Origin of the sequence: Mycolicibacterium cosmeticum (assembly GCF_000613185.1) — a bacterium.
Lineage (GTDB): Bacteria > Actinomycetota > Actinomycetes > Mycobacteriales > Mycobacteriaceae > Mycobacterium > Mycobacterium cosmeticum.
In genome coordinates this window covers 1,477,810-1,501,715 of the sequence record NZ_CCBB010000003.1, presented here as the reverse complement: position 1 = coordinate 1,501,715, position 23,906 = coordinate 1,477,810, and the positions used below count along the sequence as shown (strand labels likewise).

23 protein-coding genes are annotated in these 23,906 nt (G+C 69.0%); 4 read left to right on the top strand and 19 right to left on the bottom strand.

Going from position 1 to position 23,906, the window contains the following annotated elements; translation table 11 throughout:
* Nucleotides 1–40: 40 nt before the first annotated feature.
* Genes BN977_RS26435 through ctaD form a run of 3 tightly spaced genes read right to left on the bottom strand, consistent with a single transcriptional unit; the run spans nt 41 to nt 3,376 of the window.
* Nucleotides 41–349, bottom strand: coding sequence for a hypothetical protein (locus tag BN977_RS26435; protein WP_024450507.1), 309 nt, complete (start codon nt 347–349; stop codon nt 41–43).
* A 37-nt stretch (nt 350–386) separates the two neighbouring features.
* Nucleotides 387–1,619: a phosphoserine phosphatase SerB gene (gene serB / locus BN977_RS26430; RefSeq protein WP_024450508.1), complete on the bottom strand. Its 1,233-nt coding sequence runs from the start codon at nt 1,617–1,619 to the stop codon at nt 387–389.
* 11 nt (nt 1,620–1,630) lie between these two features.
* Entirely contained in the window at nt 1,631–3,376 is a 1,746-nt protein-coding gene (ctaD, locus tag BN977_RS26425; protein WP_036404501.1) for an aa3-type cytochrome oxidase subunit I, read from the bottom strand.
* A gap of 136 nt (nt 3,377–3,512) precedes the next feature.
* On the opposite strand from ctaD, the gene BN977_RS26420 reads away from it, so the two are divergent.
* A complete protein-coding gene (locus BN977_RS26420) occupies nt 3,513–4,586 on the top strand; it encodes an iron-siderophore ABC transporter substrate-binding protein (protein ID WP_084172686.1) in 1,074 nt (357 codons plus the stop codon).
* Here the strand turns inward: BN977_RS26420 and BN977_RS26415 are convergent.
* From BN977_RS26415 to BN977_RS26365, 11 genes are read right to left on the bottom strand one after another with little or no spacing between them, the layout of a single operon-like run.
* Nucleotides 4,583–5,614 carry an isopenicillin N synthase family dioxygenase gene (locus BN977_RS26415; RefSeq protein WP_036402731.1) on the bottom strand — a complete coding sequence of 344 codons (1,032 nt, stop codon included), beginning with the start codon at nt 5,612–5,614 and terminating at the stop codon, nt 4,583–4,585. The genes BN977_RS26420 and BN977_RS26415 overlap by 4 nt on opposite strands.
* Nucleotides 5,611–6,132, bottom strand: a complete 522-nt coding sequence (locus tag BN977_RS26410; protein WP_036402728.1) for a hypothetical protein — start codon at nt 6,130–6,132, stop codon at nt 5,611–5,613. The genes BN977_RS26415 and BN977_RS26410 overlap by 4 nt, the downstream gene beginning before the upstream one ends.
* Entirely contained in the window at nt 6,129–7,139 is a 1,011-nt protein-coding gene (gene alc, locus BN977_RS26405) for an allantoicase (RefSeq protein ID WP_051561920.1), read from the bottom strand. The genes BN977_RS26410 and alc overlap by 4 nt, the downstream gene beginning before the upstream one ends.
* Nucleotides 7,136–7,948, bottom strand: coding sequence for an aspartate/glutamate racemase family protein (locus BN977_RS26400; RefSeq protein ID WP_084172685.1), 813 nt, complete (start codon nt 7,946–7,948; stop codon nt 7,136–7,138). The genes alc and BN977_RS26400 overlap by 4 nt, the downstream gene beginning before the upstream one ends.
* Nucleotides 7,945–9,243 carry an allantoinase AllB gene (gene allB, locus BN977_RS26395; RefSeq protein WP_036402722.1) on the bottom strand — a complete coding sequence of 433 codons (1,299 nt, stop codon included), beginning with the start codon at nt 9,241–9,243 and terminating at the stop codon, nt 7,945–7,947. The genes BN977_RS26400 and allB overlap by 4 nt, the downstream gene beginning before the upstream one ends.
* Nucleotides 9,243–10,079 carry an N-acyl homoserine lactonase family protein gene (locus BN977_RS26390; RefSeq protein WP_024451077.1) on the bottom strand — a complete coding sequence of 279 codons (837 nt, stop codon included), beginning with the start codon at nt 10,077–10,079 and terminating at the stop codon, nt 9,243–9,245. The genes allB and BN977_RS26390 overlap by 1 nt, the downstream gene beginning before the upstream one ends.
* Complete coding sequence (locus BN977_RS26385) at nt 10,079–11,659, bottom strand: ABC transporter substrate-binding protein (RefSeq protein WP_036402720.1); 1,581 nt, start codon at nt 11,657–11,659, stop codon at nt 10,079–10,081. Before BN977_RS26385 ends, BN977_RS26390 begins: the two co-directional genes overlap by 1 nt.
* Nucleotides 11,656–12,297 carry a cysteine hydrolase family protein gene (locus BN977_RS26380; RefSeq protein ID WP_024451079.1) on the bottom strand — a complete coding sequence of 214 codons (642 nt, stop codon included), beginning with the start codon at nt 12,295–12,297 and terminating at the stop codon, nt 11,656–11,658. Before BN977_RS26380 ends, BN977_RS26385 begins: the two co-directional genes overlap by 4 nt.
* Nucleotides 12,298–13,302 carry an ABC transporter permease gene (locus tag BN977_RS26375; protein ID WP_036402718.1) on the bottom strand — a complete coding sequence of 335 codons (1,005 nt, stop codon included), beginning with the start codon at nt 13,300–13,302 and terminating at the stop codon, nt 12,298–12,300.
* A 2-nt stretch (nt 13,303–13,304) separates the two neighbouring features.
* On the bottom strand, nt 13,305–14,186 hold the full coding sequence (locus BN977_RS26370) for an ABC transporter permease (protein ID WP_024451081.1): 882 nt from the start codon (nt 14,184–14,186) through the stop codon (nt 13,305–13,307).
* A complete protein-coding gene (locus BN977_RS26365; protein WP_036402716.1) occupies nt 14,186–16,159 on the bottom strand; it encodes a dipeptide ABC transporter ATP-binding protein in 1,974 nt (657 codons plus the stop codon). The genes BN977_RS26370 and BN977_RS26365 overlap by 1 nt, the downstream gene beginning before the upstream one ends.
* Before the next feature lie 188 nt (nt 16,160–16,347).
* Here BN977_RS26365 and BN977_RS26360 point away from each other — a divergent pair, with 188 nt between their 5' ends.
* The 3 genes from BN977_RS26360 to BN977_RS26350 all read left to right on the top strand — a co-directional run bounded on the left by BN977_RS26360 (nt 16,348) and on the right by BN977_RS26350 (nt 18,553).
* Nucleotides 16,348–17,055: a TetR/AcrR family transcriptional regulator gene (locus tag BN977_RS26360; protein ID WP_036402713.1), complete on the top strand. Its 708-nt coding sequence runs from the start codon at nt 16,348–16,350 to the stop codon at nt 17,053–17,055.
* A 9-nt stretch (nt 17,056–17,064) separates the two neighbouring features.
* Nucleotides 17,065–17,337 carry a YciI family protein gene (locus BN977_RS26355; protein WP_036402711.1) on the top strand — a complete coding sequence of 91 codons (273 nt, stop codon included), beginning with the start codon at nt 17,065–17,067 and terminating at the stop codon, nt 17,335–17,337.
* A 166-nt stretch (nt 17,338–17,503) separates the two neighbouring features.
* Nucleotides 17,504–18,553 (top strand): NAD(P)-dependent alcohol dehydrogenase, encoded by a 1,050-nt coding sequence (locus BN977_RS26350; protein WP_036402709.1) that lies wholly within the window; start codon nt 17,504–17,506, stop codon nt 18,551–18,553.
* Between the two features lie 58 nt (nt 18,554–18,611).
* Here BN977_RS26350 and BN977_RS26345 read toward each other — a convergent pair whose 3' ends face one another.
* From BN977_RS26345 to BN977_RS26325, 5 genes are all read right to left on the bottom strand, one after another.
* Nucleotides 18,612–18,941, bottom strand: coding sequence for a DUF3349 domain-containing protein (locus tag BN977_RS26345; RefSeq protein ID WP_024451086.1), 330 nt, complete (start codon nt 18,939–18,941; stop codon nt 18,612–18,614).
* Nucleotides 18,942–19,004: 63 nt separating this feature from the next.
* Nucleotides 19,005–19,994, bottom strand: coding sequence for an FAD binding domain-containing protein (locus BN977_RS26340; protein ID WP_036402706.1), 990 nt, complete (start codon nt 19,992–19,994; stop codon nt 19,005–19,007).
* A complete protein-coding gene (locus BN977_RS26335; protein ID WP_036402703.1) occupies nt 19,991–20,509 on the bottom strand; it encodes a (2Fe-2S)-binding protein in 519 nt (172 codons plus the stop codon). Before BN977_RS26335 ends, BN977_RS26340 begins: the two co-directional genes overlap by 4 nt.
* Entirely contained in the window at nt 20,506–22,719 is a 2,214-nt protein-coding gene (locus BN977_RS26330) for a xanthine dehydrogenase family protein molybdopterin-binding subunit (protein ID WP_036402701.1), read from the bottom strand. The genes BN977_RS26335 and BN977_RS26330 overlap by 4 nt, the downstream gene beginning before the upstream one ends.
* Before the next feature lie 59 nt (nt 22,720–22,778).
* The gene (locus tag BN977_RS26325; protein ID WP_036402699.1) at nt 22,779–23,837 is read right to left on the bottom strand and encodes a cupin domain-containing protein; all 1,059 of its coding nucleotides are present in this window, start codon (nt 23,835–23,837) and stop codon (nt 22,779–22,781) included.
* Nucleotides 23,838–23,906 lie beyond the last annotated feature (69 nt).

Below are 23,906 nucleotides of genomic sequence, written 5' to 3'. Positions count from 1 at the left end.
CTCAACGCCGCTCGTTCCTCGCCGCTTGATCGGCGTGCGGCTAGCCCTGGCTCTGCTGCAGGGCGATGCACTTGCCGACGTTCTCCGGGGTGCACGGGATACCCGCCACAGACGACAGACCGCCGGGCGTGTTCTGCACCAGCGGCGGTGCCGCGTCCGGCGGGGGCACGACGGCGTTGCCGCTGGTGCTGCTGCCCTTGCCGGCGCCGGCCACGCAGACACCGGGGAAATGACTGGGCCGGGTGCCCCACGGGCAGTCCGCCGAGGCCGGGGCGGCGAGCACGACCGCGCCGCCGGCGATCGCAGCCGCGCAGGCACCCACCAGAACCGTCCGTCTCAGCAACACCATGCCACCACTGTAGAGGCCAGACCTGTGCGCGGCGCTGCTAGTCGGGGATATCGACCCGGCGCACGGTGCCGTCCACCGCGTCGGCGGCCTCGATCTCACCCCGGGTCACCCCGAGGATGAACAGCACGGTGTCCAGGTACGGGTGGCTCAGTGAGGCGTCGGCGACCTCCCGCAGCGCCGGCTTGGCGTTGAACGCCACACCCAGCCCGGCCGCCGTGAGCATGTCGATATCGTTCGCGCCGTCACCGACGGCGACCGTCTGCTCCATCGGCACGCCGGCCTGCTGCGCGAAGTCGCGCAGCGCCTTGGCCTTCCCGGGCCGGTCGACGATGGGGCCGATCACCCGGCCGGTCAGCTTGCCGTCGACGATCTCCAGGTCGTTGGCGGCGACGTAGTCCAGCATCAGCTCGTGCGCCAGCGGCTCGATCACCTTCCGGAAACCGCCGGACACCACACCGCAGTGGAAGCCCAGCCGGCGCAGGGTGCGGATGGTGGTGCGGGCGCCCGGCGTCAGCTCCAGCTCGTCGGCCACCTCGTCGACCACCTCGGCGGGCAGCCCGGCCAGCGTGGCGACCCGCTCGCGCAGCGACGCCTCGAAATCCAGCTCGCCGCGCATCGCGGCCTCGGTGATGGCGGCGACCTTGGCCTCGGCGCCGGCCCGCGCGGCCAGCATCTCGATGACCTCGCCCTGGATCAGGGTCGAGTCGACGTCGAACACGATGAGCCGCTTCGCCCGCCGGGACAGGCTGTAGTCCTCCAGCGCGATATCGATGCCCAGCTCGACGGCCGCCCGGGCCATGGCCGCCTGCAGCTGCCCGTAGACGCCACCGGGCGGCACCGAGACCCGCAATTCCAGCCCGGTCACCGGGTAGTCGGAGACACCGCGGATGGTGTCGATGTTCACCCCGAGTGCGGCGGCTTCCCGGGCGACCACCCCGAACGCTTCGGCGGTGACGGGCCGGCCCAGCACGACGATGGTGTGGGTGGACGGCTCGCGCATCACCGGCAGGTCGGCGCTGCGTTCGATGGTCACGTCCAGGCCGACCCCGTGGATGGCCGCCCGGACGTCGTCACCGAACGCGACGCCGTCGGCCACGTCGGGGGGCGCCGAGATCAGCACCCCGAGGGTGAGCCGGCGCCGGACCACCACCTGTTCGACGTTGAGCAGCTCGACGTTGTGCCGTGAGAGCACCTCGAAGAGTGCCGACGTGACGCCGGGCTGGTCGAGTCCGGTGACGGTGATCAGTACCGAAACCTTTGACGGAGGCACGCCGATCAGGGTCAGGTGCGGACGTGCTCGTCGTCGAGACGCGTCACGTCGCCGTCACTCGGGCCGTGCGAGCGGCCGATGTGCGCCTCGGCGCGCATCCGCTCGACCATGTGCGGGTAGTGCAGCTCGAACGCCGGCCGCTCGGACCGGATCCGGGGCAGCTCGGTGAAGTTGTGCCGTGGCGGCGGGCACGAGGTGGCCCACTCCAGCGAGTTGCCGTAACCCCACGGGTCGTCCACCACGACCGGTTCGCCGTAGCGCCAGCTCTTGAACACGTTCCACACGAACGGCAGCGTCGAGATGCCCAGGATGAACGCGCCGATCGTGGAGATGACGTTGAGCGTGGTGAACCCGTCGGTGGGCAGGTAGTCCGCGTAGCGGCGCGGCATGCCCTCGTCACCGAGCCAGTGCTGCACCAGGAAGGTGGTGTGGAAGCCGATGAACGTCAGCCAGAAGTGCAGCTTGGCCAGGCGCTCGTCGAGCAGGCGGCCCGTCATCTTCGGGAACCAGAAGTAGATGCCCGCGTAGGTGGCGAACACGATGGTGCCGAAGAGCACGTAGTGGAAGTGCGCGATGACGAAGTAGGAGTCCGTCACGTGGAAGTCCAGCGGCGGGCTGGCCAGCAGCACGCCGGACAGGCCACCGAGCAGGAAGGTGATCAGGAAGCCGACCGAGAACAGCATGGGCGACTCGAAGGTCAACTGGCCCTTCCACATGGTGCCGATCCAGTTGAAGAACTTGATCCCGGTGGGCACCGCGATGAGGAACGTCATGAACGAGAAGAACGGAAGCAGCACCGCGCCGGTGGCGTACATGTGGTGCGCCCACACCGCCACCGACAGGGCCGCGATGCCGAGCGTCGCGTAGATCAGGGTGGTGTAACCGAAGATCGGCTTGCGGCTGAACACCGGGAAGATCTCGGACACGATGCCGAAGAACGGCAGCGCGATGATGTACACCTCGGGGTGGCCGAAGAACCAGAACAGGTGCTGCCACAACAGCACACCGCCGTTGGCCGGGTCGTAGACGTGCGCGCCCAGGTGCCGGTCGGCGGCCAGGCCGAACAACGCCGCGGTCAGCAGCGGGAAGGCCAGCAGCACCAGGATCGAGGTCACCAGGATGTTCCAGGTGAAGATCGGCATCCGGAACATCGTCATACCGGGGGCGCGCATGCACACCACGGTGGTGATCATGTTGACGCCACCGAGGATGGTGCCCAGACCACCGACGGCCAGACCCATGATCCACAGGTCACCGCCGGCACCGGGCGAGTGGATCGCGTCGGTCAGCGGCGAGTACGCGGTCCAGCCGAAGTCGGCGGCACCGCCGGGGGTGATGAAGCCGGCGATGGCGATCAGCGCGCCGAACAGGAACAGCCAGAACGAGAAGGCGTTCAGCCGCGGGAAGGCGACGTCGGGGGCGCCGATCTGCAGCGGCAGCACCAGGTTGGCGAAGCCGAACACGATCGGGGTGGCGTAGAACAGCAGCATCACCGTGCCGTGCATGGTGAACAACTGGTTGAACTGCTCGTTGGACAGGAACTGCAGCCCGGGCAACGCCAATTCGGTGCGCATCAGCAGAGCCATCAGGCCGCCGACGAAGAAGAAGATGAAGCAGACGACGCAGTACATGATGCCGATCAGCTTGTGATCGGTCGTCGTGATCAGCTTGTAGACCAGATTGCCCTTGGGGCCCATTCGGGGCGGGAACGGACGCCGTGCCTCGAGTTCTCCGATTGGGGGCGCTTCGGCTACCAACAGATCCTCCATAAAAATCGACGGGTCATCCCGGCAGTGTTCGTTCGTGATCTTATCCCCCATCGCCGCCCGCGGCGGCGTGGGTCCTACAAACTGTCGTATTCGGCCGCGGCGACCGGATGTTACCGTCGGCGACGTGCTGTTTCCCTGTGCCCGCATCGCCCAGGTCGCCGCGAGTGGCGCGGCTGTCACGGCGCTCACCCTGACCGTGCTGACCGGATGCGGCGCGCAGCAGGGCGCCACCCCCAACACGGCGCCGGGCGCGCCCGTCACCAGCACCACCCGTATCGCCAGCGCGGGCGTGCTGGGCAATCAGCGCCGGCCCGACGAGTCCTGCGCCCCCGCCCCGGCACCCGCCGACCCGGCCGCGCGCGCCGTGCGTAACGCGCCGGCCGCGGGGGTGCCGGCGACCACCGAGGTGAGCGGCGATCCGCAGCGCATCGTGGCGCTCTCCGGCGACCAGCTCGACGCGTTGTGCGCCCTGGGCCTGCAGGGCCGGATCGTCGGAGCCACCCAGCCGGCACCGTCGTATCTGGGCGGTGTGGTCCACGGCGCCCCCGGGGTCGGCGATGCGACCGCACCGGACCTCGACGCCATCGGGCGGGCCGCGCCGGACCTCATCCTCGGTTCGGCGGCGCTGACCCCGTCGCAGTTCGGCGCGCTGGCCCGGACCGCCCCGACGGTTTTCACCGGGGCGCCGGGGGCCGGCTGGCAGGACACCCTGCGCACGGTCGCGGCGGCGGTCGGCCGCCCGGAGGCGGCCGACCGGCTGCTCGACGGCTTCACCCAGGACGCCCGCAAGACCGGCCGGCAGAACGACGCCACGCATTTCCAGGCATCGGTGGTGCAGTTCACCCAGGACACCGTGCGCGTCTACGGCGCGGACAACTTCCCGGCCAGCGTGCTGCGCGCGGTCGGCGTGGATCGCCCTGCGGCCCAACGCTTCACCGACAAGCCCTATCTCGAGCTCGCCCCGGACGGCGACCTGTCCGCCGCCGACGGCGACATCGTCTACCTGTCCTTCGACTCACCCGCCGCCAAGGACCGGGCCGCGGCGGTGCTGGACAGCCCGGCCTGGCGCAAACTGTCGGCCAACCGGGACAACCGGGTGTTCATCGTCAACAACGAGGTGTGGCAGACCGGCGGCGGCGTGGTGGCCGCCCGCGGCATCCTCGACGACCTGCGCTGGCTGAACGCCCCGATCAACTAGGCCGGCAACGGCTTTCGGCCGAACTGACCCAACGCCAGTGAGCCGTCCGGCAGCTGCAGTTCGCCGGCCTCGATACGCCGGCGCAGGTAGGCGAACGTCTGCGCGGTCTGCGCGAAGAGGTGTTCCCCGGCGCGCAAGGTGGGCCGGCTCTGGGCTTCCGGCGAGTCGAACTGCGGCAGCGGTTTGACCTCGGTGTGGTAGTCGACGTTGAAGAACAGCGGGAACGAGTACCGCTCCTCGGCGACCTTGCGGACCCGGTGGCTGGTGGCGACGAACGCGCCGTTGGTCCACAGCTCGAGCAGGTCACCGATGTTGACGACGAAGGCGCCCGGCACCGGGGGGACGTCGATCCACTCGCCGGCCCCGTTGAGCACCTCCAACCCGGGCGCGGTCGGCTTGAGCAGGGTGAAGCACTCGTAGTCGGTGTGCGCACCGATGCCGATGCTGTCCTGGGCATCCGGGTTGTACGGATAGTGGATCAGCCGCAGCTGGCTCGGGGTCTTGGTGGCGTGCCGGGCGAACACCTCGGGATCCTCGCCGAGCGCGACCGCGAAGGCCCACAGCAGCCGCTGCCCCACCGCCAGCAGCGCCTGATAATAGGCGGTCACCGCGTCGGCGAAGCCGGGCAGGTCCGGCCAGGTGTTGGGTCCCAGCATCGGGTTGCCGGCCAGGTAGTCCGGGTCGTCGGCGGGCAGGTCCAGCGCGGTGTCGAAGGCCTCCTTCAGATCCGGGACGGTGCCCTCCAACCCTTCCTCCCCGATGGGGACATAGCCGCGGTGGCAGCGCGACAGACCGATATAGCTGCGCATCTTCTCGTCCACCGGTAGGGCGAAGAACTCCTTGACCGCGGCCAGCATGTCGTCGAACAACGATTCGTCGATGCCGGTGCCGCTGATGTAGAAGAACCCGACCTCCGCTGCGGCCCGGCCGATCTCACCGGCGACGCGGTCCTGTTCGGCGCGCTCGGGTGAGTACAGTCCACTGATGTCGATGACGGGCACCGACGTGAATGACGTGACGCCACTCATAGATTCACGTTCCCTTCCGATCCCTGTACCGTCCAGCGCACACCGTTGGCCTGGATTTCGTTTCCGGACAAGTTGATTCCGAGCTCCTGGCGGGCGACGCCGGTGATCACCCCGGTGCCGTCGGCCCAGCCGAACACCGCACCGGCGCGGACCAGCAGTGCGGGGGCACCGTCCGGGCCGGACAGGAACAGCGCCCCGGCCGGGGTGTGGTCCACCGGATCGCGCACCCAGTGCTCGACGTAGTTCTCGTGCACCCCGGTCTCGACGAGCACCTCGCCGTCCCAGTGCATCCGGCCGGCGTCCGGGAACGGTCCCGGGGGTTGCACGTCCACGGCGCGGTGCCAGGCGAACACGTCACCCTCCTGGTACAGCCGCCCGGCGAAGCCGCGCGAGTCGACATAGGCGGACGGGCCCTGCAGCCACAGCACACCGGGGGTGTCGTCGCGGGTGCCGTCGGCCTCGATCAGCAGGGTGCGCCGCCACAGGCCGGCGCAGTCGGTCATGGCGACGGTGGTCATGATCGCTCCCATCGGCGCCGCAGGATTGCCAGCCCCTCCTCGGTCGGCACACCCAGGGCACGGACCCTGGCGATACCACCGTCCGGGTAGGCCTGCACGCGCAGGGCGGCTACCGCCCGCGCGTCCACGGGGAAGACCTGACGCGAATCGGCGATCAGCCGGGTGCGCGGCAGCACCGGAACGTCGAAAGCGACCCTCCCCCAGCCGTGTTCGCGGTCCGGCCGACTGCGGCTGCCGAGCACCGACACCTCGGCGCTGGCATTGAACACGAAGTAGGAGGTGTCGATCTCGATGCGGCGCAGGTCGGCGGGGACAGCGAACGAGATGATCACCGCGTCATGGGTGTCGGGTCCGATATCGCGGCGTCGGCGGGTCTCCCAGCCGTCGCCCATATTGTGCGGCCGGTTCGGTGCGACCAGCACGCCCGCACTGGAATAGAAACTGTCGCTGCACCATTCCACCCGTCCGCCCTGTTCCAGTCCGGACACCTCGACGGTGACATCGCTCCACAGCGCCGGGTCGGGCACCACCTCGCCGTAGGCCCGCATCCGGGCGACGCCGCCGTCGGACTGCAGCCGCAACCGCAGATGGGTCCAGCGCCGGTGATCCCGCACGGCCAGCAGATTGTGCGAATCCGCTTTCAGCACGGTGCTTTCCACCACGGTTGTCCACGCCACCCCGGGTCCTGCCGGGTCCTGGGTGCGGTCCAGTGTGCAGGCGTCGACGGCGCAGGCGGTTGGGTGGTTGCCGGAGAAGAACCGGGTGTCCACGTCAACGGTGTGCAACCGGCCGGGTGCGCCCAGCCGGATGATGGCCCAGTCGCCGTCCGGTCCGGCGTGGCGCCGGGTCTCCCAGCCGTCGACCACCTCGCCCCGCAGATCGTAGGTGCCGGGCACGAAGGCCGGCTCGGACGGGTCGACGAGCCGTTCCTTGAAGCCGAAGGACTCGTCGCTGGCGGCCACCACGGCGCCGCCGACGGTGCGGGAGGCGAGATCGACGTCGGTCACAGGCCCATTGCTTCCGATGAGCGCTCGCGCGAAGAGTCAATGGCTTCCGATGAGCGCTCGCGCGAAGAGTCGATGGCTTGAGATAAGGGCCAGTGGCTGCGCGGGTTGTCAGGCCCTGGCGCGTACACCCCGGCCTTGCTGGTGGACAGCCCCAGCCCGACGACGGCCTGCGCCAGGGCGACGGCGGCCGCCACGCCGTCGACGGCGGGCACCCCGAGCTTGGCGGAGATGGCCGCGGTCACCCCGGCCATGCCGGCACAGCCCAAACAGATGACGTCGGCGCCGTCCTCGCTGATCGCGCGGGCCGCCTCCTCGACGATCGCCTGCACGGCGCTGGCCGGGTCGGCATCCACCTCGGCGGTGCCCAGCCCGCAGGCGCGCACCGAGGCGCAGTGCGCGTTCAGCCCGGCCAGCAGCAGCCGGTCCTGGATCGGCGGGATGGACCGGGCCAGGGTGGTGATCACCGAGAACCGCCGCCCGATGAGGTGCGCGACGTGCGCGGCGCATTCGGCGATGTCGAAGACGGGAACCGACAGCATCTCAGCGAGCGCGTCGCGGCCGTGCTCGCCGAAGCCGGCCAGCACCACGGCGTCGAAGTCGAAGGCGCCCGCCCGCATCAGCCGGGCGACGACATCCATCACCCCGACCGCGGACAGGTAGCTCTCGGCGGCGGAGTCGATCGCCTCGGCACCGAAATACGGTGATCGGCATACTATTTCGACATCGGGTCGGGCCGCGGCGCGGGCGGCGGCCGCGATCTCGGCGGTCATGGCCGCCGAGGTGTTCGGGTTGAGCACCAGGATCCTCATACCGGCTCCCCTATCCGGGCCAGGGCCGGCACCCCGGCCACCCAGGTCTGTAACACCGCACCGCGCAGGCTCATCCCGTCGTACGGGCTCACCGGGTGCCGGTGCCGCAACTCGACGGCCCGCACCGTGCCCTGCGCGTCGGGATCGAAGGCGCACAGGTCGGCGCGCAGCCCCACCGCGATCCGGCCGCGGTCGGTGTATCCGGCCAGTGCCGCGGGGCGTTCGGACATCCACCGGCTCAGCTCGGGCAGACCGACACCGCGCCGGCCGGCCTGCGTCCACACCGCCGGGGGCCCCAGCTGCAATGAGCTGATACCGCCGAACGCCCGCCCGAAGTCCCCGGCCGCCTTGTGCTGCGGGGTGCACGGCGAATGGTCGGACACCACCAGGTCCAGGGTGCCGTCGGCCAGTGCCGCCCAAAGGCTCTCGCGGTTGGCCCCGGCGCGGATGGGTGGGCACACGGCGAACTCGGTGCCACCGTCGGGAATGGTCTCGGCATCGAACGTCAGGTAGTGCGGGCAGGTTTCGGCGGTGACGGCCAACCCCTCGGCCTTGGCGGCGGCCAGCGACGGCAGCACGGCGGCGCTGGAGACGTGCACGATGTGTGCCCGGGCCCCGGTCGCCCGCGCGGTGTCGATCACCAGGCCCACCGCGTCCTGTTCGGCGGCGTCGGGACGCGAGGCCAGAAACGACCGGTAGTCCCACCCGTTCGGGCGGGGGCTGTCGGCGATGACGGCATGGCTCTCGGCGTGCACCAGCAGTACCGAACCCAGGTCGGCGATACGGCTCATGGCGTCGTGGAATCCGGCGGTACTCAGATGCGGGAAGTCCGGGTTGCCCGAATCGGCCAGGAAGCACTTGAACCCGCGCACCCCGGCGCCGTCCAGCGCGGCCAGCTCGTCGAGGTTGCCAGGGACGACACCACCCCAGTAGCCGACATCGACGTGACAGTTTCCCGCGGCCGCAGCCCTTTTCACCTGAAGCGCCGCCACACTGGTGGTCACCGGCCGGCAGTCCAGCGGCATGTCGACCAGCGTGGTGATCCCGGCCGCGGCGGCGGCCGCGGTGGCGGTGTCGAACCCCTCCCAGTCGGTGCCGGGATCGTCGACGTGGACATGGGTGTCCACGAATCCGGGTAGGAGCACCGCCCGCTCGGGCAGCCGGATGTCCTGCGCGGCCGGGTGACTCGCGTCGGCGGCGCCGACGAACGTGATCACGCCGCCGGTGATGCCGACCGACGCCGGGACCAGGTGCCCGTCGAGGAGCACCTGCTCCGCGCGCAGGACGCAGTCCATCACGATTCGACCGGCCCGAACCTGTCGTGGAAATGCTGGGTCAGCTCCGGCCAGACATGCGGGTCGTGACCGGGGATCAGCTGGTACCCCTTCTCCGCGGCGAGACGTTTGAGCTTGCGGATCGGTTCGACGGTGTCCTGCGGGTCGACGTCGATGAACCCGCCGATGGGTAGCTCGTGCTCGATGTTCTCGGTCAGGTCGGCGGCGTCGAAGGCGAAGACGAATCCGTCACCACCCACCGATTCGTCGAGCTCCACCACGAAACTCTGATGCCCCGGCGTGTGCCCGTAGGTGGGCACCGCGCTGATCCCCGGCGCGATCTCGGCGTCCCCATCAGCCAGGCGCCACTCGATGTTGGGGTCGTCGAAGTCCACCCGCACGATCGCATTGCGTTCGGGCTCAGGGTGATTCGACAGGCCGTACTCGAGTTCGCGGCGCTGGGCGTGCACCGGGACCTTGCCGGCGAACAGTTTCAGCCCGCCGGCGTGGTCATGGTGCAGGTGGCTGACGGCGACGGTGTGGATGGCATCGAAATCCACCCCGACCTCGGCGAGCCGCTGCTCGATCGGCTCACCAGGGCCGGGCAGCACCGGGCGGTACTCGACGGTCGGGAAGAACCGCCGGTACAGCGCCGGGTCCCGCACCAGGGCGGTGTTGAATCCGGTGTCCAGCAGCACCCAGCCGCCGTCGGTCTGCAGCAGCACACCGGGAACGGGTTCACGCATCCGCTCCTCCGGCGGTGCGCCGTACACCGACACCGATTTCGGCAGTTCCTCCCAGCCCAGGGTCAGCAGGATGATCCGGCGCACCCCGCTCTTGCGGACCAGCGTCGCCATCAGCCCACCGACAGCGCTGCCAGCCGCAGCGTGTTGGGATCGGTCACCACGTGCGCCTGCTCGACGCCCTTGAGCCACGGCTGCGTCACCATGAAGTCGTTGACGTTCGCGACGTTCAGCCAGCAACCGGTCTTGACCGCTTCCTCACCGGCTGTGGAGAAGTCGGCGTCCGAGCCGTTCGGCAGCCCCTTGGCCAGCGCATCCTTGATTGCCGGCGACGAGCATCCGAAGAAGTTCAGTCCGCCGTCGGCGTCCCAGGAAATATGACCCCAGGTGTAGGGCGACGGGGCGTCCGGCCAGCCGAGGTAGGTCATGATCTCCGGTGCCGCCTGTGCGTCGCCGCCGATCCAGCCGTAGATCTCCGAGGTGGGGTAGGCCTGCACCTTGGCACTCAAACCTGCTGCTGCCAGCTGGGTCTGGATCAGGTTGCTGATCAGCTGGTTGTCCGGGTTCGACGAGTCGTAGCCGATCGTCACGGCCTTCTGGTCGGCCGGCAAACCCGCCGCCAGCCCGGTCAGCACGGACGGATCATGGGTCACCGACTGCTTGCCGAACTGGGGGGCCATCATGTTCGCCGGGTAGATCTGCTCGGCCTTCTTGCCGCGGCCGAAGTAGGTCTGCTTCACCAGTTCGTCGACATCGATGGCCTGCATCACCGCATTGCGGTTCTTGGCGTCGGTCATCATGCCCTTCTTGGGATTGATGTAGACGAAGTTCGACATCATCGTCGGCAGCGAGTAGTTCGCGAACGACTTGTTGTCCAGATACGACTGCACTGCCGAGGACGGCAGGTCGTGCAGGATCGCCGCCAACTGCCCGTTGTTGAACTGCAGCTGCTGGGCCGACACGTCGGTGATCACCGGCAGTTCGACCTTCTCGAAATACGGCTTCGCACCCCAGTAGTCGCCGAAGGCGGTCAGCTCATACTTCGAGCCGACCTCCGCGGCCGTCAACGTGTACGGACCGGTACCCAGGTCGTGATTGGTGAGGTAGCCCTGGGCGTTGTCGGTGCCGCCGTTCTTCTTCAGCCCCTCGGGGCTGAGCATCCGCGGCCCGTACGGGCAGGCCAGGTAGTCCAGGAACGCCGAGTTGGGCGCCTTGAGCGTGACGGTGACGCCGTAATCGCCTTGCGTGGTCACCGAATCGATGTCGGAGACCATGTAGGCCGGACCCTGGTTGACCGCCGCACGCCGGTCGAAGGACGCCTTGACCGCAGCCGACGTGAACGGCGTTCCGTCGTGGAACTTCACGCCCTCCCGCAGCTTGAAGGTGAACACCTTGTTGTCCGGTGAGGCCGTCCACTCGGTGGCCAGCAGCGGTTGCAGTTCGGCCTTGTCGGTGCCGCCCTTGTACTGCAGCAGACCCTCATAGGTGTTGGTGGTCAGCAGCAGGCCTTGGCCGGCGTAGTAGATGTCGGGGTCCGGCGGCTGGCCCGGGTCCTGCAGGAACGACAGGTGCAGCACCTTGTCGGTGGGCGCGGCGTTCGGTGTGCTGCTGCTACCGGAATTCGATCCGCCGCAGGCGGTCAGGGTCAGGGCCGCCGTCGCGCCGATCGCGACAAGCATGCTGAGTTTCTTCATCGGGCGGCTCCTTCGAGAACGGGTTGGGCGAGCTCACGGAAAGCGTCGAGGATTTCCTCGGTGGTGCGCATCGCGCCGGTCTGCAGGTACTCCATGGCGTCCAGCGCCGCGTCGTGGCGGTACTGGGAGGACCCGCCGACGCAGTCGGTGACGACGCGGACGTGAAAGTCGCGCTGGTGGGCATCGGCGAACGTGTAGTGCACGCAGACGTCGGTGAGGCCACCGATCAGGACCAGCGTGTCCGCCTTCAGGCCGGACAACACGATCTCGAATTCGGTGCCGATGAAACCGGAATAGCGCCGCTTGACGATGTGGAATTCATGGTTGGGCCCGTCGAGGTCGGGCAGCAACTCCGGGTGCAGCGGGGTGCCGGGCCGCCCGTCAATGCAGTGCGGTCCCTCGACACCGTCGAGCTCACGGCCGAAATCGATGCCGTTGGCGCGGTGCACTTCCTGGAAGAACACGATCGGGATGGCCGCGGCGCGGGCAGCCGCGATCAGTCGGCGTGCCTTGGCGATCCGGTCGGCGTATCCGGCCATGTGCGGGATGCCCACCTCCTCGACCGGCATGTCGCCGGACTCCTGCATGTCGACCACGACAAGCACGGGATTGCCCACGATGAGCGGCTGTTTCGGCACCTAACCTCCTGTAACTGCGATACGGGGATCTGCGGCGGCCTGGAGCAGGTCCACGGCCGTGTTGATGACGACGTAGAGGGCACCGAGCATCAGCGTGACGCCGGCGATGGCCGGGAAGTCCGCGACGGGGATGCTCTGCGCGATGTACTGCCCGATCCCGGGCCAGCCGAACACCTGCTCGACCACGAGCACACCCGAGAACATCAGTCCGACTTGCAATCCCGTCATCGACAGGGCCGCGCCGACGGAGTTGCGCAGCACGTGCCGGGCCATGATCCGGGTCTCGGACAGGCCCTTGGCCCGGGCGGTGCGGGCGTAGTCGCTGTCGATATCGGCCAGCAGGCTGCTGCGCAGCACCCGCCCGATGGCGACGGCCGGGCCGATCGCGATCACCAGAGCCGGCAGGATCAGATGGTGCACGGCGTCGGCCACCACGTCGAAGCGGGCGTGCAGCAGCCCGTCGACGGTGAGCAGGCCGGTCGGTCCGTCGGGCGGATTCGCCACGGCCAGACGGCCGTTGGCCGGCACCCAGCCCAGGGTCTGGTAGAAGACGATCAACCCCACGATGCCCAGCAGGAACATCGGCGCCGACGACCCGGTGAACAACACCGCCCGCAGCACCCCGGCACCGCGCCACTTCAGCGTGGTGCTGAAGGCCAGCAGCACGGCGAGCACGATCGCGATCAGCAGCCCGCACATCGCCAGCTCGAGCGTGGCCGGGAAGAACGATCCGAGATCGGACAGCACCGCGTGCCGGGTCCGGTAGGAGGTACCCAGATCACCGGTGACCGCACCGGTCAGGTAATGCCAGAACTGCACCAGCACAGGGTCGTTCAGCCCCAGTGCCTCGCGGCGGGCGGCGACGGCCTGGGCCGAGGCCTGTGCGCCCAACTGCGCCTTGACCGGGTCCAGCGGGGAGATGTTCTGCAGCACGAACAACACCGCGGTCAACGCGACCAGGATGGCGACCATTGCTCCCAGCCGGGAGGCTATGAAGGTTTTCATGGCTATCTCGTCTTCATCAGGTTGCGCAGGCAGTCACCGGCGATGTTGGCGATCAGCGCCAGCACCAGCACGCCGAGGCCGGGCATCACCGGCAGCCACCACTGCTGCAGGAAGTAGCTGAGGTTGCGCGCCGAGTCGGCGCCCAACTCGGGTGCCGGCGCAGCCTGCCCGAGCCCCAGGAAGGACAACGCGGCCAGGGTGAGGATCAGCGTGCCGATGTCCAGGCTGGCTGCCACCAACGCATTGGGCACCGCGCCCGGGAGCAGGTGCCGCCCAGCGAGCCGGAACCAACTGACCCCGGCCAGTTTCGCCGCTTCGACGTGCGGGCGCGCGGCCAACCGGGCCACCTCGCCGCGCACCAGCCGGGCGTAGAACGGCCACCAGACGATGGACACCGCGATCAGCGTGTGCAGGAAGCCGGGCCCGAGGGCGGCCACCACCGCGATGGCGAGCACCGGTGCGGGCAGTGACAGGAAGCCGTCGGTGATGCGCATCAGCGTGGCGTCGAGCCAGCCGCCGGTGGCGCCGGCGATCAACCCGACCAGCCCACCGATCAGCAGTCCCAGCGCCACCACCGCCAGTGCGGCGAACCAGCTGGACCGCGCGCCGTAGAGCACGCGGGACAGGATGTCGCGTCCCACGCTGTCTGTGCCGAGCAGGAAACCGTTGGCGCCCGGCGGCTGCAGCGGCATTCCGACCGGCATGAGGGGGTCGTGCGGCGCCAGCAGCGGCACCGCGACGACGATCAACGTCACCAGGATCACCAGGCTGAAGCCCGCCCAGTTCACGATCGCCGAGCGGGACTGCGGCAGTGTCAGCCGCCATCTCCGGCTGCGGACCAAGACGGGTGCGGCCGGTATCGCGTCCACCGTCGAGCTGACCATCAGCGCACCTTCCGTTCGATGCAGGCGACCTGGTGCGGGTTGCCCGGGGAACCTTCCAGGCGCACGTCGAGTTCGGCACCGCCACAGGCGTCGACGGCGATCGGGCAACGCGGATGGAACGCGCATCCCGGCGGCGGCGACAACGGACTGGCGGGTTCGCCTGGCAACACCCGTGATTCGCGGCCCAGGTCCGGGATGGAGTCGACGAGTGCCCGGGTGTAGGGGTGGACCGGATCGCCGATGACCTGTTCGGCCGGGCCGACCTCCACGATGCGGCCCAGATACATCACCGCGATGCGGTCGGCGACCACCCGGGCCACCGACAGGTCGTGCGTCACGAACACCACCGACATGTCCAGACTCCGGCGCAGGTCACCGATCAGGTTGAGCACGGACGCGGCCAGCGACACGTCCAGCGCGCTGGTCGGCTCGTCACACAACAGCACCGGTGGGGGCACCACGGTCGCCCGGGCCAGCGAAACCCGTTGGCGCTGACCGCCGGAAAGCTGACCGGCGCGCGACTTGGCCACCTCGGCGGGCAACCCGACGCGGTCCAGCACCTCGATGACCGCATCGCGGCGCTGGGCCCGGGACATCTTGGTACCGCGCAGCCGTTCGGCGATCAGCTCACCGACCGACAACCACGGGGTCAGCGAGGCACCGGCGTCCTGGAACACCATCTGCGGCCGTTGGCCACCGGCCAAGGTGACGGTGCCGGAGGTCTGCTTCTCCAGCCCGGCGATGACGCGCAGCAACGTCGATTTGCCCGACCCGCTCTCCCCCACCAGCGCCACGGATTCACCGTGGCCGACGCGGAGCGTCACCCCGCGCAGCGCCTGCAGCTTGCCGCGGCGGGCCACCGCGAAAGTCTTGGTGATGTCGGTCAGTTCGATCAACGGGGCGGTCTCGCCGGCGCTCGGGGCCGTCGACTCGGGCGCGGGCGCGGGTTGTGCTTCGGTCTCGGCCGCACCTGGTGGCAGCAGGCAGGCGCTGACCCGCCCCGGCGCCACCGCGATCGGGTCCGGCGGTGTTCTCGTACAGTCCTCGGTGGCCAGATCGCAGCGCGGCACGAACGCGCACCCCGGTAGCGGTGTCAGCGGGCTGGGCACCGAGCCCGGCAGCGCGGCCAGTGGCCTGCCGCGCTGTGTGTGCAAGGTCAGCCGGGAACGCAGCAGCCCGCGGGTGTAGGGGTGCGCGGGGGTCTGGAGTACCTCGGCGGTGGGCCCGATCTCGGCGATCCGGCCCGCGTACAGCACCGCGATGCGATCCGAGATCTGCGCGGCCACGCCGAGGTCGTGGGTGATGAAGACGATGCTGCAGCCGATCTGGTCGCGCAGTCCCTGCAACAAGGTCAGCACCTGTGCCTGGACGGTGACGTCGAGTGCGGTGGTGGGCTCGTCGGCGATGATGAGTTCGGGGTCGCCGGCGATGGCGATGGCGATCATCACCCGCTGCCGCAGCCCGCCGGACAGTTCGTGCGGATAGGACCGCATGCGCCGCGCCGGCTCCGGGATGCCCACCGCGGTCAGCAGTTTCAATGCTTCCTCGGTGCTACCGGCCGCCTCTGCGACCTGTCTGCCGATGCGCATGGTGGGGTTCAGTGAGGTCATCGGGTCCTGGAACACCGCGCCCAGGTCGAGGCGGCGCACCTTGCGCAGGGTCTTGGCGTCACCGTGCACCATGTCCGAGCCCGCCACCGAGATGGTGCCGTCGATGCGGGTGCCCGCGGGCAACAGCCCGAGCATGCCGAACCCCAGGACGCTCTTGCCCGAACCGGATTCGCCCACCAGGCCCAGGATCTCGCCGGGTGCGATGCCGAGGGTGACACCGCGCAGCGCGTGTACGTCGCGACCGCCGCGGCGGAACGTCACATGCAGATCGCCGATGCTCGCGACGGGCTCGGGAGCCGATACCGCGGTGATCGCTGCGCTGTCCCCGGAGGGCGCGTCGACCGCGGAAACGACGATGCCCATGTGCATTCTCCCGATCTGTCGCAGCCTGGCCTGTCAGTTGACAGTTTTCACGGCCGGCATGCCCGATGGGTGTCGCTGGCGTAACCAATTGCGCGTCGCAAGTAACCGAGGCGTATCGCGCGTTTCTGTCATGTGACAGATACGGGGCGGCATACCTTTCACACCCCCGATGCGCCACGATGAAACCTATGTCGCTCACCCGCGCCGGCCGACCCAGGCTGCAGACGCAGCGACGCCCCGGAATGACGGCCCGTGACGAAATCCTCGATGCGGCAGGCGAATTGTTCACCACGCTGGGATACGCGGGCACATCCACCCGGAGCATCGCCGAATCGGTCGGCATCCGGCAGGCGTCGCTGTATCACTACTTCGACACCAAGGACGACATCCTGTGCGCCCTGCTGAGCCAGACCGTCACCCCGACCCTGGCATTCATCCCGGCGCTGGTGGACGCCGCCCCGGCGTTGACGGCCGCGGAGCACCTGCACGCGCTGGCCAGCTTCGACGGTGACCAGTTGCTCAACGGGCGCTGGAACCTGGGCGCGCTCTACCTGCTACCCGAACTGCGGGATGCGCGGCTGGAACCGTTCTGGTCCGACCGGGAGCGGCTGCGGCTGCATTATCTGGCGTCGAGCCGGGCGGTGCTGGAGTGCACCGGGGTACATCCGGCGGCGGCCGACCTGCCGTTCCGGCTGGTCGAGTCGCTGGTCAACATGTGGTCGGAACCGCACGGCCCGGACCGGGCCGAGCTGCCCGTCCACGTCGCCGACGCGTGCCTGAGGGTGCTGGGCAGTGTGGACGCGGCGACGCCGCGACTGCGGGAGCGCAGCGCGGCGGTGATCGAGTGGCACCGTGAGCGCGTGGGCGCTGCCGCCCCGGGACCGGCGCCCCGATAATCTCTGGCGGTGTTCCACGTGCTGACGCTGACCTACCTGCAGCCCGACGACATCGTCGACCGGAGCCGGCCCGCCCACCTGGACTGGCTGGCCGAGGAGGTGGCCGCGGGACGGGTGCTGCTGGCCGGGCGCACCGATGGCCGCGGCGCCGTCCTCGTGGTCGGCGACATGTCGGCCGCGGAGGCCGACGCCGTCATCGCCGGGGACCCGTACACCCGGGCGGGCGTGGCGCGCTATGACCGGGTGAGCTTCACGGCCGGATTCCGCGCCCCAGGTCTATAACTTGGCTCACACGGGTAGCCGGGACTACATGGGCCGCGGTATCTGTTGAACTGACGCGACGGTGCAGCGTTGCGCCCTGATTACAGTTACCTTCGCTAACGTTTTGGCGAAGGCGCGTGTTGCCCGCTCAGAAGACGCAGTCGACGAAGAGGACCGAACGAAAATCATGACGACCACCGTTTCCGCCTACGCCGCCACCTCGGCCACCAGCCCGCTGACCAAGACCACCGTCGAGCGCCGCGCCGTCGGCCCGCACGACGTCGCCTTCGACATCAAGTTCGCGGGCATCTGTCACAGCGACATCCATACCGTGAAGGCCGAGTGGGGCACCCCCAGCTACCCGGTCGTACCGGGCCATGAGATCGCCGGTGTGGTCACCGAGGTCGGGTCCGAGGTCACCAAGTACAAGGTCGGCGATCACGTCGGGGTGGGCTGCTTCATCGACTCCTGCCGTGAGTGCGACAACTGCAAGGCCGGTCTGGAGCAGTACTGCACCGGCGAGTACGGCATGCACGGCACCTACAACTCGACCGAACGCGACGGCAGCCCGACCTACGGCGGCTACAGCACCGCGATCGTCGTCGACGAGAACTACGTGCTGCGCATCCCGGACTCGATTCCGCTGGACAAGGCCGCTCCGCTGCTGTGCGCCGGCATCACCCTGTTCTCCCCGCTGAAGCACTGGAACGCGGGCCCGGGCAAGCAGGTGGCCGTCATCGGCCTGGGCGGCCTGGGCCACATGGGTGTCAAGCTGGCCCATGCGATGGGCGCGCACGTCACGGTGCTCAGCCAGTCGCTGAAGAAGATGGAGGATGGTCTGCGACTCGGCGCCGACGAGTACTACGCCACCTCCGACCCCGACACCTTCACCAAGCTGGCCGGCCGGTTCGACCTGATCCTCAACACCGTGTCGGCCAACCTCAGCATGGGCGACTACCTGGGCCTGCTCAAGGTCGACGGCACGCTGGTGGAGCTGGGTATCCCCGAGCATCCGCTGGAGGTGCCGGCGTTCCCGCTGGCCGGTGGGCGGCGCAGCATCGCGGGATCGATGATCGGCGGCATCCCCGAGACCCAGGAGATGCTCGACTTCTGCGCCGAGCACGATGTCACCCCGGAGATCGAGGTCATCGAGGCGTCCTACGTCAACGAGGCCTACGACCGGGTGCTGTCATCGGACGTGCGCTACCGCTTCGTCATCGACGCGTCCACGATCTGACGCCGTCCCTGCCGCCCGGGCCCTCCTCTTCCCCGGGCGGCACGGGCGGCGCTTCACGTCAGTTGTCGAGCTCTTCCACCCCGGACAACGGCCACCCGGCCGCCGCCAGTTTGGCGGCGACGCGCCGGACGTTCTCCGGACCGGCGTCGTGGTGGGTGACCTCGGCGATGAACGCCTCGATCTCGTCGTGGCCGATTGCGCCGTCGGCCAGCGCGGGCGAGCCGGTTGCGGTGATGTTCGCGACGACCTCCTTGACCTGCTCCTCGGTCAGCGGGGTGTTGCGCAGCAGGGCCAGCAGCGGCACCCGGTCGGCACCGGGCACGCCCTCGGGGTATCCGGCGCGCAGCCAGTCCAGGATACGGGCGACGAGCGAGGTCGACGTGGTCACGCGACAAGTTTCTCGGGTTCGGTCGGTGGGCGCCACTGCCGGGTCAGACAGTTCGCCGGCCATTCACCCGTCGTTCACGCCGCAGGCACGTTGCAGGGCGCGAACCACGCTGTGCTTGCCGAGGTCGACCTTGAACGCGTTCTGGCTCAACGGCTCCGCGCCGGCTAACAGCAGTTCGGCGGCGTGCCGGAACACCGCGGTGCCCGGCCGTTCACCGCGCAGCGCCGCCTCGGCCGCCGGCACCCGCCAGGGTTTGGCCGCGACCCCACCGAGCGCGATGGCCGCCGACGCGATCACGCCGTCGTCCAGGTGGACGCCGGCGGCCACCGACACCAGCGCGAATGCGTAGCTGTGCCGATCCCGCACCTTGAGATACCAGCTGGTGTCCGCGAACGGCGTCGGCGGCAGCTCGATTGCGGTGATGAGCTCGCCCGGCGCCATCGTGTTGTCCCGATCCGGCCGGTCCCCGGGCAACGCGAAGAACTCCGCGATCGGGATGGTGCGCTCCCCCGCCGGGCCGTCCAACTGCACGGTGGCGTCCAGGATCGCCAGCGCGACGGCCATATCGGAGGGGTGCACGGCCACACAGTGCGCGCTGGCGCCGAAGAGCGCGTGCTCCCGGTTGAAGCCGGCCGCCGCCGCGCAGCCCGACCCGGGTGACCGCTTGTTGCACTGTGCGAAGGCGGGATCCATGAAGTACGGGCACCGGGTGCGTTGCACCAGGTTGCCGCCCGCGGTGGCCATGTTGCGGATCTGCGTGGTGGCGCCGGACAGGATGGCCTGGGACAGCACCGGATAGCGGGTCCGGATGAGCCGGTGGTTGGCCACCGCGCTGTTGGTCACGCCGGCCCCGATGCGCACGCCGCCACCGGGCGTGACCGTGATGTCGTCGAGCCCGATCCGACGGATGTCGATGAGCGCGTCCGGGGTCTCCACCCCGGTCTTCATCAGATCCAGCAGATTGGTCCCGCCCGCGAAATAGCGTGCGCCCGCGGCGGCTTCGCTGATCGCGTCGGGAACACTGACCGCGTGCCGGAATTCGAACGTCTTCACGATGGGTCCTCGGTGACGGAGGCGATCGCGGCGACGATGTTGGCGTAGGCGCCGCAGCGGCAGATGTTGCCGGCCATGCGTTCGCGGATCTCGTTGCCGGACAGGCACGGTGGCCCGTCCACCACGTCGGCGCGCGGCCCGTCGAAGGTACTGGCGCACAGGTCGCCCCTGGCATGCTCGCGCAGCAGGGCGTGCGCCGAGGACAGTTGCCCGGGAGTGCAGTAGCCGCACTGGAATCCGTCGTGGTCGACGAACGCCTGTTGCAGCGGGGTCAGCGTGTCACCGTCGGCCAGCCCCTCCACCGTGGTGACCTCGGCCCCCTCGATGGACACGGCCAGGGTCAGGCAGCTGAGCACCCGCTCGCCGTCGACGTGCACGGTGCAGGCCCCGCACAGGCCGTGGTCGCAGCCCTTCTTGGTGCCGGTGAGCCCCATTCGCTCGCGCAGCACGTCGAGCAGGGTGGCGCGCACATCGGTGTCGATCTCGGTGTCGGTGCCGTTCACCGTCAGTTTCATCTCGGCTCCTCGTACCGGGGTGAGAAGGGTGCCATCAGGCTCTCCAGGGTTATCGGCAAGTCCCGCAACCGTTTTCCGGTGGCGTGGTGAATGGCGTTGGCGATGGCCGCGGGCACCCCGCAGGTGCCGATCTCGCCGATGCCGCGCACCCCGATCGGGTCCAACCCGAAATCGGCGACGTCGACGAAGGCGATGTCGAACTCCGGTCGGTCGGCATGGGTCGGCACGTAATACTCGCCGATCAGTTGGGCGGTGCTCGGGTCGCGCGGCACCTGCTCCAGCAGGGCCATTCCGATCCCGAAGGTGATACCGCCCATCACCTGGTTGGTGGCCAGTTTCGGGTTGAGTACCCGCCCGCAGTCCAGCACCGCCGTCCAGCGCGTCACGGTGGCCCTGCCGATCTGCTCGTCGACCTCGACCTCGCAGAAGTGCGCACCGAAGGATTGGGACAACGGGCCGGTCTCGGCGGCTCCCCCGGCCGACGCGGTGAAGCTGAGCTCGGCGCGCAGCGCAGCGCCGCCGCGGCGCAGCAGGCCCGCCAGTGTCGTGGGATCCCCGTCGTAGTCGGGGCAGTGCTCGGCCAGCCGGCGCCGCCATTCTCGCGCCGCCGCGTGCACGGCCGAGCCGACCGTGGCGGTGGTCTGCGAGGCGCCGCTGTAGGGAGCGTCGGGAAAGCTGGAGTCACCGGAGCTGAAACTGACCTGCTCGAGCGGCAATCCGCAGCCGTCGGCGGCCAGCTGTGTCATCACGGTGCGCACCCCGGTGCCGATCTCGTGGGTGGCCGAGGCGAATCGGACCCGGCCGTCGGCGTCGGTTTCCACCCGGCAACCGGCCGGCATCCGGCGGCCCGGGTAGGTGGCGGTGGCCACGCCCCAGCCGACCTGCACACCGCCCCGCCGCATCGAGCGGGGTACCGGCGATCGGTCCGCCCAGCCGAACCGTCGCGCGCCCTGCTCGTAACACTCGGCCAGATGCTTGCCCGAATACGGGCGCCCGCTGGGCTGGTCGAGCTGCGCGTCGTTGGCCAGCCGCAGCGCCACCGGGTCCAGCTGCAGCCGTTCGGCCAGTTCGTCCATGGCGACCTCGAGCGCGAACAGGCCGGGCGCCTCGCCGGGACCGCGCATGAAACACGGGGTGGGTGCGTTGATCCGGGCCACCGTGTGCGAAACCGCCAGTCGCGGTGACTCGTACAGGAAGCGTGCGGACAGGCCCACCGGTTCGCAGAAGTGCGCGACGGTGGAGGTCTCGGTCAGGGTGTGTTGTTCGGTACTGAGCAGGGCACCGTCGGTGTCGGCGACCAGCGCCAGCCGTTGTTCGGTGCTCGGCCGGTGACCGGTCGAGGTGAACATCTGATTGCGGGTCAGCACCAGTTTCACCGGACGGCCCACCGCGCGCGCCGCGACGGCACACAACACCACGTGCATCCACAGGAAGCTCTTGGACCCGAACGCGCCACCGACGAACTCGGAGACGATGTGCACGCGCTCTTCGGGGATCCCGAGATAGGCGGCCAGGGCCCGGCGTTCACCGGTGATCCACCGGGTGCTGTCGTGCACCGTCAGGGTGTCACCGGTCCATTCGGCGATGGTGGCCGACAATTCGATCGGATAGTGGGTGTTGCGCGCGGTGGTGTACCGGGCGGCGATCCGCACCCCGGCCGGTTCGGTATCCGGCCCGCGCCGATCTTGCAGCAACTCGTCGGCGAGTTTGACGAAATGGTCGGGGTGGTAGGCCCCGTGCCGGATGAGACCGCCCCGCTCGTCGGCGGGCACCGGCTCGTCGAGCACCTGGGTGGCCGTCAATTGTGCTGGTGCGCTGCGATATTCGAACCGCATCAGGGCCGCCGCCTGCGCCGCGTTCTCGGGCGAATCCGCGACCACCACGGCCAAGTGCTGGCCCACGTACTGGACCGTCAGGTCCGACAGCGGTGGCCGGCGCTCCAGCGGCAGGTCCCAGGTGAGATCCTCGGGCAGCACCTGCAGCGGTGGACAGTTCAGCGGGGTCAGGACGTACAGCACACCGGGCGCGGCGGTGGCGGCTGCCGCGGCGGCCGCCACCGATTCCTCGGTCACCACACCGTGCGGAATCTCGGACTGCACCAATGCCGCGTAGGTCACCCCGGCCACCGGGGTGTCGGCGGTGTACCGCGTGGCCCCGGTGACCTTGGCGCGTCCCTCGACCCGGTTGACCGGCCTGCCGACGGCCGTCATGCCAGGTAGCCCATGATCGTGGTCCCTTCTCGGTGAATCGGCTTGAGCATGAATCGGTTTCAGTCCAGCGGATTACGCCGGCCGACGATCAGCGGATCGGCGGGGGTGAACGGGAAATTCGGCAGGTCGTCGATATGGGTGTTGAAGGCCGCGGCCAGCACCTCGCGGGAGTAGGCGCTCGCCGAGGCACGGTAGCCGATATCGGCGGGGAACGGCTGGTCGAAGAAAATCAGGAAGTGCCAGTCGTCGGTGCCGATGTTCTCGATGTGATGCGGGTAGGCGCGCGGGATGAAGTACATGTCACCGGTGGTCATGGTCCAGGTATCAAGGGAGCCATCGGGATTCATGATAGTCATCCGGGCGTTGCCGTGCTGGACATAGCCCATCTCGGCAGTGACGGGATGCCAGTGTGGTTCGCGCATCCCGTCCTCGGCAACCCGCAGCGAGTACATGGAGATGTCCTTGAGCGCCGGCCAGAACTGGTCCCTGGCGAACCTGGCGTTGCCGCTGGCGTAGTTCAATCCCGGTGCCTGGGCTTCGATGTCGAACTTGTGCGGATCCTCGAAGTACGCCGATGCGGGGATCTCCGGGTCACCGACGCGGGCGGCCAGTTTGTGGTCTTGGAGTGGGAGATTTCCGGTGTCGCGCCGGATCTTGGCCAGGTCCGAGGCCGGCAGGTCATAGGTGTTGCCCAGAACCGCATCGGTGAAGGCCCCGAACGTCGCGCCGAACCCGAAGTCTTCGGGACGTTCGTTGCGGAAGGCGATGATGAACTCGGCCACGTCGGTGCCGATGTTCTCGATGTGGTGCAGCGCCCCGGAGTCGATGTGGAACATCTGGCCGGCCGTGACGATGAAGTTGGCGAACTTGCTGTGGTTGTCCAGGACCGAGACCAGCGCGGTTCCGGACACACAGTAGGTCAGCTCGTTGGCGTTGGCGTGCCAGTGCGGGGTGCGCATGGCGCCGGGGTTGAGCAGCACGCGCTTGATGGACAACCGGTTCAGGATGGGCAGGTTGTCGGCGGTGACCCGGCGCATCGAGCCGAAGTCGTTTTCCTCGACGATCTCGCCGTCGAGCAGGGACAACGTGTGCGTGCCACGGGTGACTGCTGCAGTCATTTCGATCTCCTCTGGCTGGACTGGTTCGACGTGTTCACCTTGCTCCACCGCGGAGGCGATGTCTGCGCT